This is a genomic window from Flavobacterium silvisoli, from assembly GCF_004329815.1.
GTDB lineage: Bacteria > Bacteroidota > Bacteroidia > Flavobacteriales > Flavobacteriaceae > Flavobacterium > Flavobacterium silvisoli.
Genome location: NZ_SJPE01000005.1, coordinates 103,234 through 118,027 on the forward strand (window position 1 = coordinate 103,234; position 14,794 = coordinate 118,027).

Below are 14,794 nucleotides of genomic sequence, written 5' to 3' on the forward strand. Positions count from 1 at the left end.
TTTTTTCACCAGAACTTGCCCTCTGGCTGTTTAAAATTTCTTTCCAAAACACTACCTTTGCGTTTTGCTAAATTGCTATGCTAGAAACAGAAAACACCATTGAAGTGCTCGGTGCCCGAGTTCATAATCTGAAGAATATCGACATCACCATTCCGCGCGAAAAACTGGTGGTCATTACCGGTCTTTCGGGTTCGGGAAAATCGTCTTTGGCTTTTGATACCATTTACGCCGAAGGACAACGCCGGTACATCGAAACTTTCTCAGCTTACGCCCGACAATTCCTAGGCGGCTTGGAACGCCCCGATGTGGATAAGATAGACGGTCTTTCGCCGGTAATCGCCATTGAACAGAAAACCACCAGCAAAAGTCCGCGTTCTACCGTTGGCACCATCACCGAAATTTACGATTTTCTGCGTTTGCTATTTGCCCGTGGCGGAGAAGCTTACAGCTACGTCACCGGTGAAAAGATGGTTTCGTATTCGGATGAGCAAATCAAGGATTTGATTACTCAGAATTTCAACGGCAAACGCATCAATATTTTAGCTCCGATTATTCGCGCCCGAAAAGGGCATTATGCCGAATTGTTCCAGCAAATTACCAAACAGGGATTTCTGAAAGTTCGTGTAAACGGCGAAGTACAGGATTTGGTTCCGGGCATGAAACTCGACCGTTACAAAACCCATGACATCGAAATTGTGGTAGACAGAATGGTCGTTGAGCCCAATGAAGACAACGAAAAACGCTTGGCAGAAAGCATCAAAACGGCCATGTATCACGGCGAAAACGTGTTGATGATTTTGGATCAGGACAGCAATGAAGTGCGTTATTTCAGCCGAAATCTGATGTGCCCCACTTCGGGCATATCCTATCAAAACCCAGAACCGAATTTGTTTTCGTTCAATTCGCCCAAAGGGGCTTGTGAGGAATGCAAAGGTTTGGGCACGGTTCATCAAATCAATCTGAAAAAAATTATTCCCAATCCGAAGCTCTCCATCAAAGCCGGTGGTTTTGCGCCATTGGGCGAATACAAAAGCTCTTGGATTTTCAAGCAATTGGAAATCATAGGCGAAAAGTTTGGCTTTACAATAACAGACGCCATCGAAAAAATTCCGGCGGAAGCTATGGAGATCATCCTCAACGGAGGGAAAGAGAAATTTTCGGTAGCCTCCAAAACACTAGGCATCACCAAAGAGTATAAAATTGAATTTGAAGGGATTTCGCATTTCATCAAAAACCAATACGACGAAAGCGGCTCCACCTCCATCAAGCGCTGGGCCAAAGAATTTATGGATGAAATAGAATGTCCGGAGTGTCAGGGTTCGCGTTTGAAAAAAGAAGCTTTGTATTTCCGTATTCATGAGAAAAACATCTTTGATTTATCCACCATGGATATTTCGGATTTATCGGCTTGGTTTGACAAATTAGACGAACATCTTTCGGATAAGCAAAAAATCATAGCCTCCGAAATTATCAAGGAGATTAAAGACCGTTTGCGATTTTTGGTGAATGTGGGCTTGAATTATTTGTCGATGAACCGCAGTTCCAAATCGCTTTCAGGCGGAGAAGCACAACGCATTCGGTTGGCTACACAGATTGGTTCACAATTGGTGGGCGTCTTGTATATTTTGGATGAACCGAGTATTGGTTTGCATCAAAGAGACAATGAAAAACTAATTCATTCGCTGGAACAATTGCGCGACATCGGGAATTCGGTTTTGGTGGTGGAGCACGACAAAGACATGATAGAACGCGCCGATTATGTGATTGACATTGGCCCCAAAGCCGGTAAATATGGCGGCGAAATCATCAGCAAGGGTACCCCGAAGGAACTCCTAAAAGAAGGAACCATTACTGCGCAATACCTGAACGGTAAAATGCAGATTGAAGTACCCAAAAAACGGCGCACAGGCAACGGTAAATTTTTAAAGTTAACCGGAGCTACCGGAAATAATTTAAAGAATGTTTCCATCGAATTGCCTTTAGGCCAACTGATTTGCGTAACCGGAGTGTCGGGCAGCGGTAAATCGACTTTGATTAACGAAACCCTGTATCCGATACTCAACGAATACTACTTTAACGGCGTCAAAAAACCGCAGCCGTACAAAAAAATTGAAGGCTTGGAGCACATTGATAAGGTCATCGACATCGACCAAAGTCCGATTGGCAGAACCCCACGTTCGAATCCGGCGACGTATACCGATGTATTTTCGGAAATCAGAAGTTTGTATACGCAAACCCCGGAAGCCATGATTCGCGGTTACAAAGCCGGACGTTTCAGTTTCAATGTTTCGGGCGGAAGGTGCGAAACCTGTGAGGGTTCGGGCGTGAGAACTATTGAAATGAGTTTCCTCCCCGATGTGTATGTAGAATGTGAAACCTGTCAGGGCAAGCGTTTCAATCGCGAAACATTGGAGATTCGCTACAAAGGCAAATCGATTTCGGATGTGTTGAACATGACCGTGGATGAGGCGGTGCCTTTCTTTGAAAACATTCCGAAAATTTACCGCAAAGTTAAAACGATACAGGATGTCGGTTTGGGTTATATTACCTTGGGACAACAAAGCACCACGCTTTCGGGCGGGGAAGCACAACGCATCAAATTGGCTACCGAATTGTCTAAAAAAGACACCGGCAATACACTCTATATCATGGACGAACCTACGACCGGGCTTCATTTTGAAGACATACGTGTGTTGATGGATGTGATTAACAAACTGGTGGATAAAGGCAATACCATCTTGATTATAGAACACAACATGGACGTGATTAAACTGGCGGATTACATCATTGACATTGGTCCCGAAGGCGGAAAAGGCGGCGGACAGGTCGTGGCGCAAGGTACACCGGAAGAAATTGTGAAGAATAAAAAAAGCTACACGGCCGAATTTTTGAAAAAAGAATTGTCATAATCTGCAGTCAAATATGGTGGGAAAAAGAATTGATTTTTTAGACGGTCTGCGCGGCGTTGCAATCATATTGGTTGTATTGTTTCACGCATATTCCAGATGGACTTCCGTCGTTCCTTATGGTGACAAATTCGCTTCATTTCCTGTTTTTAAAAATGGCTATTTGGGCGTGCAACTGTTTTTTCTCATTTCGGGTTTTGTGATTTTAATGTCGCTGGAAAAAAATACAAGTATGCTCACTTTTTTATACAAACGTTGGCTGCGGTTATTTCCGGGAATGCTGATTGCCACCATTTTGGTGTTTTCCACTGCTTTTTTGTTGTATGAAAGACCTATGGGAAAACCGGATTTACCCACAGTGATTCCGGGTTTATTTTTTATAGACCCATTATGGATTAAGGCAATAACAGGGTACACCATTCAACCCTTGGAAGGTGCCTTTTGGTCTTTGTTTGTAGAGGTAAAATTCTATTTAATTTTCGGTTTACTCTATTTTTATTTGGATGAATTTAAAGCTATAGTCATTCTGACGCTTCTATATCTTTCTTCTGTTTATCTCAATACCCATCAGGATAGTTATCTATGGCCGGTTTCTGATTTTCTTTCACTTGAATATTACGGATGGTTTGCCGGCGGATGTGCCGCATATTTGTTTTTTAAAACACGTGAACACAAATACTTTTTGTTTGCTGTAATTATAACCGCATTAGAATTATACATGATGAAAGCCGGAAATCGCACACTGGCTTTTGGGATTTGCTTAGCTGCATTATTCTATGTTCCCATTTATTTTGAGCGATTCAGAGTCTTGTTCACCCATCCTATTTTGCTTTTTTTCGGTTTTATCAGTTATCCGTTGTATTTAATTCATGAAAATGCGATGATTGCCCTGATTGTGAAATTGGATAAGAACTACACAGATATCCCTTTTATTTTACTGCCTGTTATTCCAATACTTATTCTATGCGGCATCACATATTTTATAGCGGCTAAAGCAGAGCCCTATGTACGAAAAATAATTGCCCGTTAAACCCTTACTTAAAGTAACAAACATTCCGCTATATTGGTTAGGCTTTTATAAAAAAAAGAGTATTTTTGCGCGTTTGTTTAAACAATAAATTACATAAAAGAATATAATGATGAGAGACGAATTTTTAAATGAAGATGATAAAATCCAGGAAAAACTAAAACAAAAAACCTGGAACGAAATACGAACCAACGACTCTTGGGCGATTTTTAAAATCATGTCAGAGTTTGTGAACGGTTACGAAAGCATGGCGCGCATTGGGCCTTGTGTTTCCATATTTGGTTCGGCACGTACCAAACCAGACAACAAATACTATTTGTTGGCGGAAAAAATAGCTTATAAAATCAGTAAAGCCGGTTACGGTGTCATCACCGGTGGTGGTCCCGGTATCATGGAAGCCGGTAATAAAGGAGCACACAACGGTGGCGGAACTTCGGTAGGACTGAACATTGAATTGCCGTTTGAGCAACATTACAACCCGTATATCGACAAAGACAAAAACCTGAACTTTGACTATTTCTTTGTGCGCAAAGTAATGTTTGTCAAATATTCACAAGGATTTGTGGTAATGCCCGGCGGATTCGGAACATTAGATGAATTGTTCGAAGCGGTCACTTTGATTCAGACCAAAAAAATAGGTAAATTTCCAATCATATTGGTGGGAAGAGAATTTTGGTCAGGCCTGATTGACTGGATTAAAACCGTAATGATTGAACGAGAGCATAATGCCAATCCGGAAGACATGAATCTGATAAAAATTGTGGATACCGAGGATGAAGTAGTAGAAGTATTGGATAACTTTTATAAAAAATACAACCTCAGCCCTAACTTTTAATATCAAAAGCCTGAACTTAGCTTCGGGCTTTTTCTATATTTTGCCCACTGATTTATGTTTTTCAACTCATTTCATTTTGCTGTTTTCCTGCCTATAGTTTTTATACTGTACTGGTTTGTAGGGCATAAATCGAAAATCAATCAGAACTACATACTTATTCTCGCCAGCTATTATTTTTACTCCTGCTGGGATTGGCGGTTTTTATTCCTATTGGTTTTTTCAACTTTGCTGGACTATGTTTCAGCAATGAAAATTGAAAAGAGCACCACTCCTTCCGAACGAAAAAGATGGTTGTGGCTCTGCATTTCTATCAATATTGGATTTCTCGGTATTTTTAAATATTATAACTTTTTTGCCGAGTCTTTTGCCGAAGTCCTGCAATCATTCGGCGTCAAAGCCAGTCCTATTTTACTGGATTTAATTCTACCGGTCGGAATTTCTTTTTATACTTTTCACGGTCTGTCCTACATCATCGACATTTATTACGGAAGAATCAAATCGGAAAAAAACTTTGTTGATTATTCCCTGTTTGTCAGCTACTTTCCGTTGCTGGTAGCCGGGCCTATTGAGCGTGCGACGCACTTGTTGCCGCAAGTAAAAAAAAGACGTAAGTTCAGTTTCAACAAAGCCAAAGAGGGTGTCTATCAAATTGTATGGGGCTTGGTCAAAAAAGTGGTCATTGCCGATTCGTGTGCCATTTATGCTAATGCAGTTTTTGACAATTATCATTCCATGAATTCGCTGTCATTGGTATTGGGAGCCGTTTATTTTGCCTTTCAAATTTATGGTGATTTCTCCGGCTATTCCGATATTGCTTTAGGAACCTCGAAACTCTTCGGCATCGATTTGCTTAAGAACTTTAATTATCCTTATTTTTCAAGAGACATAGCCGAGTTTTGGCGCAAGTGGCATATTTCTTTGACTACCTGGTTCAGAGATTATTTATATATTCCGTTAGGAGGCAGCAAAGGATCCAAGTGGCTGAAAGTGAGAAATACTTTCATCATCTTCTTGGTGAGCGGTTTTTGGCACGGTGCCAGTTGGACGTTTATAGCTTGGGGCTTTATCAATGCCTTGTATTTCCTGCCGTTGTTATTATTGAATCGAAACCGAAAAAACCTTGAGGAATTCCGTTTGGGGTTGAATTTTGATTCGTTACGCATTGTATTTAACATACTGATTACCTTTGGCCTTACATGTCTGGCTTGGATATTTTTCAGAGCCAAAACCATAACCGAAGCTTACCAGTACATCAAAAGATTATTTGAAAACGGTATTTTTTCTGAACAGTATTTTGCCATCGAAAGGTACAATTATGAATTAATACCCTTAGTACTTGTTTTTGTAGTGGCCGAATGGAACAGCCGAACAAAAACAGAACCCATTTCGGGACAATACAGCTGGTTGAAATTGAGTTTGTGTTTGGCGGCTATCCTGGCACTGGGTGTATTTTCGGATTATAAAGAATTCATTTATTTTCAATTCTGATGAAACAGTTTCTTTTTTTCATACTCAAAACTTTAGCCCTGCTCCTGCTCACTATGGGGCTGCTGGATGTGTTGTATACCACTGTTTACCTACAATCGGATTCGAGAACCAAAATTGATTACCTCTATAATTCCAATAACAAAGATTACGATGTGGTTTTCTTGGGCTCATCAAGAGTAAATAATCATTTTGTGCCAAAGATTTTCAACGACCAAGGCTATAAAACGTTCAACTTTGGCATTACGCGCTCCCGCCTGGAAGAATCAGCCCTGATGCTGAAATTGATGATGGAACGGCATTACAAAATCAAAACACTCATACTTCAGGTAGATTTAAACATCAACACCAATGATCATTCGGAAGCGATTCGCTCTTTGTTTATGCCCTACTTGCATCAGTCGCAGATCATTCGCGATCATTACCGATCGATACCTGAATACTACGAATTATTGTATATCCCGTTCTATCGCTATTTGCATTACGATGCCCGTGTAGGATTTAGGGAAATGTACGCTTCACTTGTTCATAAAAGAACGAATAATTTGGATAATGACGGTTTTCATCCTTTGGAGTCGCACGGTGGTAAAATAATTCCTGCCGATTTGTCGAAATATTATCCGAAAAAAAATGTAGCTTACGAAGAAATTAAAGCCATTTGTAAAGCCAACAACATCAGACTGATTGCTATGACAACGCCTATGTGTATGAGTACCATCAACCGCGATTATTTCAACCACATCAATTCGGTGTATCCTGAAATATACCGTTTTGAAAATGCAGTTACCGATGATAAGTATTTCTCTACTTGCGGTCACATGAACAAAGCCGGAGCAGTTGCCTTTACGAAAGTGGTCTTTGATGCTTTCTTTAAACCCAAAGCCAAACCTTGAAAAAATTAAGTTACATACTTTTCTTTTTTAGCTGCATAGCTGCTGCTCAACATCATTCTAAAATGATTGTAGAGGTTGACAGCGACAATAAAATGCTGACCGTCATTCAGGAACTAACCTATTACAACCAAACCAACGACACTTTGAACCACATTGTTCTGAATGACTGGATACATGGTTACAGTTCGAAGAATACGCCGTTGGCAGCCCGCTTTTCAGACGAATTTGAACGCAGTTTTCATTTGGCTAAAGAAAAAGAACGAGGTCGTACAGATAACATTACCATCATTGACCAAAACAAAGCTTTCCTGACATGGGAGCGCGACGGCAACCATCCGGATGTGATTCAAATCAGGTTGAGAGATAAACTCTTGCCCAATCAAAAAACTACCCTTTCGCTTACTTATTTGGTTAAAGTACCCAGCGATAAATTCACCAAATTCGGGTATGGTGAGAACGGAAAAATGTATTTGAAAAATTGTTTTCTGCTTCCCGCTCGGTACGAAAATCACACTTTTGTTAAGTACAACAATCTAAACCTTGACGATTGCGCCAACAGTCTTTCCGATTATGATTTGGAAGTCAGAATTCCTTCAACCTTGACGCTGAATTCAGATTTGAATGAAATCAGCAAAGAAACGCTGAATCAACAAAATCATTACCGTCTTTCGGGCAAAAATCGCTTAGACTTTAATTTATTTATTGATGACAAAGCTGCTTTCTCCTTGTACAAAAACGGTAGTCTGGAAGTGGTTTCCGATTTACGAAATACCCGATTGAACGACATACAAAAGGCAATTGTCATCGATAAAATTGTGAATTTTGTCAGTGATAATCTGGGACAGTTTCCCAACCAAAAAATAACCGTGGCAGAAGCCGATTACGAGCGTAATCCTTTTTACGGATTGAACCAGTTACCGGTTTTTATCAGTCCGTTTTCGGATGAGTTTTTATACGAAATCAAATTCCTGAAAACTTATCTTAACAACTATCTGCACAGCACACTACAACTCGACCCCAGACAGGACAACTGGATTTACGACGGCATTCAGGTGTACATCATGATGAAATACATAGAAGAATTTCATCCGGATAGCAAGATGATGGGTAGTGTAGCCAGATTGCGTTTGGTTCGCGGTTATAATTTGGTAAGTCTGGGATTCAACGGACAGTACAGTTATTTTTATATGCTGATGGCCCGTAAAAATCTAGACCAACCTTTGGGTAATGCTAAAAATACGCTGATCAAATTCAACGAAAAAATTGCCTCTAAATACCGAGCCGGTTTGAGTTTGAAATACCTTGACAGTTATCTTGGAGACGACATTGTGCAAAGTAGCATTCGTGAGTTTTTGGTATTGAATCAGTCTCAACAAACCACTCGCAAAGATTTTGAAGCTATCCTGACTAAGAATTCACCTAAAAAAATAAATTGGTTTTTTGACAAAATCATTGAGTCTCGAGACATCATCGATTTCAAATTTGAAGACGTTACCCGCACCAAAGACAGCGTTAGTTTTAAGCTCAAAAACAAAACAGAAACCAATGTTCCTATTCCGGTATACGGGATTAAAGACAAACAGGTAGTTTTTAAAAAATGGATTGACACTTTCAAAAATGACAGCATTTTCACCGTACCCAGAAACGAAGCCGAAAAAATTGTCATCAATTACAAAAACGAAGTTCCTGAGTTTAACTTGAGAAACAACTGGCAGTCGCTGCGCGGATTTCGTTTGAATAACAGACCGATAAAGTTCAATTTCATGAAAGATTTGGAAGATCCTTATTACAATCAAATCCTTTATGTGCCTACTCTAGAGTACAATTTGTACGACGGATTTTTACCCGGATTCCGTTTTCACAACAAAACCATTTTGGATAAGCCTTTCATTTTTGATGTAAACCCAACGATTTCTACCAAAACCAGAAACCTCTCCGGTAAGGCTTTGTTTTTTGTCAACCAGTACAATCGCGACAGTAATCTCTACAACATAAAATACATGCTGGGCGGTCATTATTTGCATTATGCACCCGATGCCTATTACAGCAAAATAGCACCTACAGTATTCCTGAATTTCCGTCCCGATGATTACCGCGACAACCAAAAATCATCAATCATCATCAAAGAAATTATGGTCGACAAACAAAAATCGGCTTACACAACCTCTGAAGATACCCGAACCTATCAGGTTTTTAATGTCAAATACATCAATACCAAAACCGAAGTAACCCATCATTTTCATTTTCTGGGGGATTTTCAATATTCAAAAACTTTCGGAAAACTGGCTTCGGAAGTACAGTACCGAAAACTGTTTGACGACAACCGACAACTTAATCTGCGTTTCTTTGCCGGGACTTTTTTGCACAACAAAACCGAAGACGATTACTTCAGTTTTGGCTTAGACCGCCCTACAGATTATTTGTTTGAAAGTGAATACTTGGGGCGTTCTGAAAAAACCGGTTTATTCAGCCAGCAATCCATCATTATGGATGGATTTTTCAAGTCAAAGCTCGAAACCCGTTTTGCCAACCGATGGATGACTACGCTCAATGCCAGTTACGGTATTTGGAACTGGATTGAAGCTTATGGTGATTTGGGAGCTATTAAAAATAAGGAAACCTGCGGTAAATTTGTGTACGACAGCGGAATTCGACTCAACCTGGTTACCGATTATTTCGAATTATATCTTCCGGTATATTCGAATAACGGTTGGGAAGTAGGCGATAAAAATTATGGCGAAAAAATTCGTTTTATCGTTACTTTCAGACCCGAAACCCTCATCAATCTTTTTACCCGAAAATGGTTTTAAAACATATTGAAATTCAATAAAAATTACATTTTTTTTTGAAAAATAAAAATATCAATAAATATTCCATAACGAACCTGCTTTTTTTCGACTTAAAATTACAGATACTTAAATATTATTTTTGCTCCGAAATAACAAAAGTTACTTCTTTTTATTTAAATTTGTTACTTCAATACAGCATTCCATATGACCGAAGCACAAATCAAGACCGAAATTACCTTTGAGGATTTCAAAGCCGAAGTATTAAACGATTACAGAATTGCCAGAATTAGCCGCGAATGTAGTTTACTGGGACGAAAAGAAGTCTTAACCGGAAAAGCTAAATTCGGAATTTTTGGCGACGGTAAAGAAGTGCCACAATTGGCTATGGCCAAAGCCTTTCAAAACGGAGATTTCCGTTCGGGGTATTACCGTGATCAAACTTTTATGATGGCCATTGGTCAGTTAACCATTCAGCAGTTCTTTGCCGGTTTGTATGGCCACACCGACTTATCGCATGACCCTATGAGTGCCGGTCGTCAGATGGGTGGTCATTTTGCCACACACTCTTTAGACGAAAACGGAAACTGGAACAACTTAACCCAGCAAAAAAATTCGAGTGCCGACATCTCTCCTACCGCCGGACAAATGCCGCGTTTATTGGGATTGGCTCAAGCTTCAAAAATATACAGAAATGTTCGCGGTTTAGAAGAATTCAATACCTTTTCTAACCAAGGAAACGAAGTAGCCTGGGGAACCATCGGGAATGCTTCTACTTCAGAAGGGTTATTTTTTGAAACCATTAATGCTGCAGGGGTTTTACAAGTACCAATGGTAATGAGTGTCTGGGATGACGAATACGGAATTTCCGTTCATGCGCGTTACCAAACGACCAAAGAAAATATTTCCGAAATCCTGAAAGGATTCCAAAGAGATGAAGATAACAACGGCTACGAAATCATGACCGTGAAAGGTTGGGATTATCCGGCATTGGTTGAAACCTATCAAAAGGCCTCAGCCATTGCACGCGAACAGCACGTTCCGGTATTGATACATGTAAACGAATTGACACAGCCACAAGGTCACTCTACTTCGGGCTCACACGAACGTTATAAAAACGCGGAACGTTTAGCTTGGGAGGCTGAATTTGACTGTTTGGCCCAAATGCGTCATTGGTTAATTGAAAACAATTTGGCGACAGCCGAAGAATTAGATACTATTGACAACGAAGCCAAAAAAGAAGTTTTAGAAGGCAAAAAAGCCGCATGGACAGCTTTCACAACTCCTATAAAGGAGGAACAAAATGAGTTAGTGGCCCTGCTGAATTCGATTGCAGCTTCAAGTGCTAATAAAGTTTTTATCGAAAAATATGCTGCTGATTTAGCCGCCATCAAAGAACCTATTCGCAAAGAAATCATCACAACAGCCCGCAAGGTATTGCGTTTATTGGTAAATGAAAGCGGAAAATCACAATTGGCAACTTGGATTAACTCATATACCGATACCATTCAGCCGAAATTCAGTTCGCATTTATTTTCACAATCAGCCAAAAATGTACTACAGGCTACCGAAGTGGAACCCGTTTACGATGCTTCATCTGAAGAGGTAGATGCCCGCTTAGTATTGCGCGATAACTTTGATGCTATTTTTAATAAATACCCTGAAGCCTTAATTTTTGGGGAAGATTCCGGAAACATTGGCGACGTAAACCAAGGATTAGAAGGCATGCAGGAAAAATACGGAGAACTCCGCGTATCCGATGCCGGTATTCGGGAAGCAACCATACTCGGACAAGGAATTGGGATGGCCATGCGTGGTTTGCGCCCGATAGCTGAAATCCAATATTTAGACTATTTATTGTACGCCATTCAAATCATGAGTGATGACTTGGCGACCTTACAATACAGAACTCACGGGCGACAAAAAGCGCCTTTAATCATCAGAACACGCGGACACCGTTTAGAAGGCATCTGGCACTCAGGTTCGCCTATGGGAATGATAATTAACGCCATTCGCGGTATTCACGTTTTGGTTCCGAGAAATATGACTAAAGCCGCCGGTTTTTACAACACTTTGTTGGAAACTGACGAACCTGCTCTTGTAGTGGAATGCTTGAACGGTTACCGTTTGAAAGAAAAAATGCCGACCAATTTAGGGGAATTCAAAACTCCGATTGGAGTGGTAGAAACTTTAAAAGAAGGAACTGATATCACCATCGTTTCATATGGTTCGACATTGAGAATTATAGAACAGGCCGCTAAAGAACTTACAGAAGTTGGCATTGATGTAGAAATTATAGACGCACAATCGTTATTACCATTTGATCTTAACCATGATTGTGTTAAAAGCGTTGCCAAAACCAACCGCTTGTTGGTAGTAGATGAGGATGTTCCGGGTGGTGCTTCTGCCTATTTATTACAACAAATTGTAGAAGAGCAAAACGGTTACCGACACCTCGACAGTCAACCACAAACCCTAACGGCCAAAGCCCACCGCCCGGCTTATGGAACTGATGGAGATTATTTCTCAAAGCCTTCGGTAGAAGATGTTTTTGAAAAAGTATATGCCATCATGCACGAAGCAAAACCAGATAAATTTCCGAGTTTATACTAATACCGAAAGGAGCCTAATATAGACTGCCCCCTAAAAGTTACACACCTATTGGGGGCATTTTTATAAAAAAGATGCACCTTAGCAAAATGATATTACTGTTGTTCCATTAATTCCGAATCTATGATGTGGTGGTACTATTTTTTAGTCTTTGCCGGTGCTTTTTTATTTGATGTTGTCCCCATTCCTTTTCCGCCGGCACTTACCATTATGGTTCCGTTACAAATCATGTATGATTTAAATGCTTGGTGGGTTACTGTAATAGGAGTTGCGGGGTCAATTTTAGGAAGATATGTGCTCACTCTATACATACCTCTGTTATCGGAAAAAATATTTAAAGCTAAAAAAAATCAGGAAGTTCAGTATCTCGGGGAAAAAATAAGTGAAAAAGGCTGGAAGAGCCAACTGCTCATCATTACTTATTCTTTACTGCCATTGCCTACCACTCCGTTATTTTTAGCAGGAGGTATAGCCCGAATCAAACCCATCCGGATTATTCCGGCATTTTTTATAGGCAAATTCATCAGCGATGCGACAGCAGTGCATTTGGGTAAATTTGCTTCAGAAAATGTTGATGAGATGTTTCGCGATACATTATCCTGGCAATCCATAACCGGGTTAATTTTTGGGATATTATTGCTTTGTGCTTTATTGTTCATTGACTGGTTTTCACTGCTCAAAGAAAAAAAGTTTAAATTGGATTTTAACATCTGGAACCGAAAAGAACAATCCGACACTTAAGATTTACCCTTTAACCATTTTACAGATATAAATACCGGCTTTTCATTTGCCCAAAAATCTTTTTTCAGTATTCCCAAATTATCAGACAGGAATAACTTGCAATCGCTAATTTGTCATTCACAATTCGTAATTAATTATATTTGTGAAAAAATAAAACCATGCAACATATCATTGACCGTTTCGTAAGTTATGTCACTATCGACACCGAATCGGATCCCAATTCAACCACTACACCGAGTACCAAAAAACAATTTGATTTAGCTAATAAACTGGTAGAAGAGCTCAAAGCCATCGGGATGACCGAGGTTACCATTGACAAACACGGATACGTAATGGCCACCCTGCCCTCGAACGTAGACCACAAAGTGCCGACAATAGGATTTGTAGCCCACTTTGACACGACTCCCGACTTTACCGGAAAAGATGTTAAACCTCAAATTGTAAAGAATTATGACGGAGGAGATATTATACTGAACAAGGAACACAACATTGTCCTTTCTCCAAATTACTTTAAGGATTTATTGCTTTACAAAGGGCAAACCCTGATTACCACAAATGGTTTAACCTTACTTGGTGCCGATGACAAGGCTGGAATTACCGAAATCATGACCGCTATGGAGCACATGATTCAAAATCCGGACATCAAACACGGCAAAATAAGAGTGTGCTTTACACCTGATGAAGAAATTGGCCGTGGTGCCGATTTATTTGACGTAAAAAAATTCGGAGCCGACTGGGCTTACACTATGGACGGTAGCCAGATTGGTGAATTAGAGTACGAAAATTTCAATGCGGCGGGAGTTAAAATTACTTTCAAAGGGAAATCGGTTCACCCGGGGTATGCTAAAGGCAAAATGATTAACTCGATGCTGATTGCCAACGATTTCATCAACGAATTACCCAAAGGTGAAACGCCACAGGAAACCAAAGGATACGAAGGCTTCTTTCACGTAACCCAATTACAGGGAAGTATTGAAGAAACCAAACTGGAGCTGATCATCCGCGATCACGACATGAAGTTATTCAAACAACGCAAAGCTTTAATCGAAAAAATAACTGCAAAATTCAACAAGAAATTTGCCAAACAATTCGGAGAAGATATAGTGATTACCAAAATCACTGACCAGTACTACAACATGAAAGAAAAAGTAGAACCGGTAATGTTTATTGTAGATTTGGCAGAAAAAGCCATGAAATCATTGGGCATCAAACCACTAATCAAACCAATCCGAGGAGGTACTGATGGCTGTCGTTTGTCTTACATGGGGTTACCATGTCCTAATATTTTTGCCGGTGGTCATAACTTCCACGGAAAATACGAATACGTTCCGGTAGAAAGTATGCAAAAAGCAGTGGATGTAATTGTGAAAATTGCCGAATTGACAGCCACCACTGATTTCAGTAAAGCAGGTAAGGGTAAGAAGAAGTAATGTTTTACCGCGAGAGGTTCTCGATACAATTTTTACTTCGTAAAAATCACTCGAACTGACGGAAAATGACCTAAACCCACG

At 40.0% G+C, this 14,794-nt stretch carries 9 protein-coding genes; all 9 read left to right on the plus strand.

Annotated elements, in window-relative coordinates; all coding sequences use genetic code 11:
• The first annotated feature begins 77 nt into the window (after positions 1-77).
• The 9 genes from uvrA (at position 78) to pepT (ending at position 14,713) form a co-directional block, all read left to right on the plus strand.
• Positions 78-2,909 carry an excinuclease ABC subunit UvrA gene (uvrA, locus tag EZL74_RS06025; protein ID WP_131475702.1) on the plus strand — a complete coding sequence of 944 codons (2,832 nt, stop codon included), beginning with the start codon at positions 78-80 and terminating at the stop codon, positions 2,907-2,909.
• 13 nt (positions 2,910-2,922) lie between these two features.
• Positions 2,923-3,936 carry an acyltransferase family protein gene (locus EZL74_RS06030; RefSeq protein ID WP_131475703.1) on the plus strand — a complete coding sequence of 338 codons (1,014 nt, stop codon included), beginning with the start codon at positions 2,923-2,925 and terminating at the stop codon, positions 3,934-3,936.
• Positions 3,937-4,045: 109 nt separating this feature from the next.
• Positions 4,046-4,768 carry an LOG family protein gene (locus tag EZL74_RS06035; RefSeq protein ID WP_394345857.1) on the plus strand — a complete coding sequence of 241 codons (723 nt, stop codon included), beginning with the start codon at positions 4,046-4,048 and terminating at the stop codon, positions 4,766-4,768.
• 54 nt (positions 4,769-4,822) lie between these two features.
• The gene (locus EZL74_RS06040; protein ID WP_131475705.1) at positions 4,823-6,256 is read left to right on the plus strand and encodes an MBOAT family O-acyltransferase; all 1,434 of its coding nucleotides are present in this window, start codon (positions 4,823-4,825) and stop codon (positions 6,254-6,256) included.
• Complete coding sequence (locus EZL74_RS06045; protein ID WP_131475706.1) at positions 6,256-7,146, plus strand: hypothetical protein; 891 nt, start codon at positions 6,256-6,258, stop codon at positions 7,144-7,146. Before EZL74_RS06040 ends, EZL74_RS06045 begins: the two co-directional genes overlap by 1 nt.
• Positions 7,143-9,956 (plus strand): gluzincin family metallopeptidase, encoded by a 2,814-nt coding sequence (locus EZL74_RS06050; RefSeq protein ID WP_317125798.1) that lies wholly within the window; start codon positions 7,143-7,145, stop codon positions 9,954-9,956. The genes EZL74_RS06045 and EZL74_RS06050 overlap by 4 nt, the downstream gene beginning before the upstream one ends.
• A 183-nt stretch (positions 9,957-10,139) precedes the next feature.
• A complete protein-coding gene (locus EZL74_RS06055; RefSeq protein ID WP_131475707.1) occupies positions 10,140-12,545 on the plus strand; it encodes an alpha-ketoacid dehydrogenase subunit alpha/beta in 2,406 nt (801 codons plus the stop codon).
• A 120-nt stretch (positions 12,546-12,665) separates the two neighbouring features.
• A complete protein-coding gene (locus EZL74_RS06060) occupies positions 12,666-13,283 on the plus strand; it encodes an SNARE-associated domain-containing protein (protein WP_240034566.1) in 618 nt (205 codons plus the stop codon).
• Between the two features lie 158 nt (positions 13,284-13,441).
• Positions 13,442-14,713, plus strand: coding sequence for a peptidase T (gene pepT / locus EZL74_RS06065; RefSeq protein WP_131475708.1), 1,272 nt, complete (start codon positions 13,442-13,444; stop codon positions 14,711-14,713).
• The last annotated feature ends 81 nt before the right edge of the window (positions 14,714-14,794 follow it).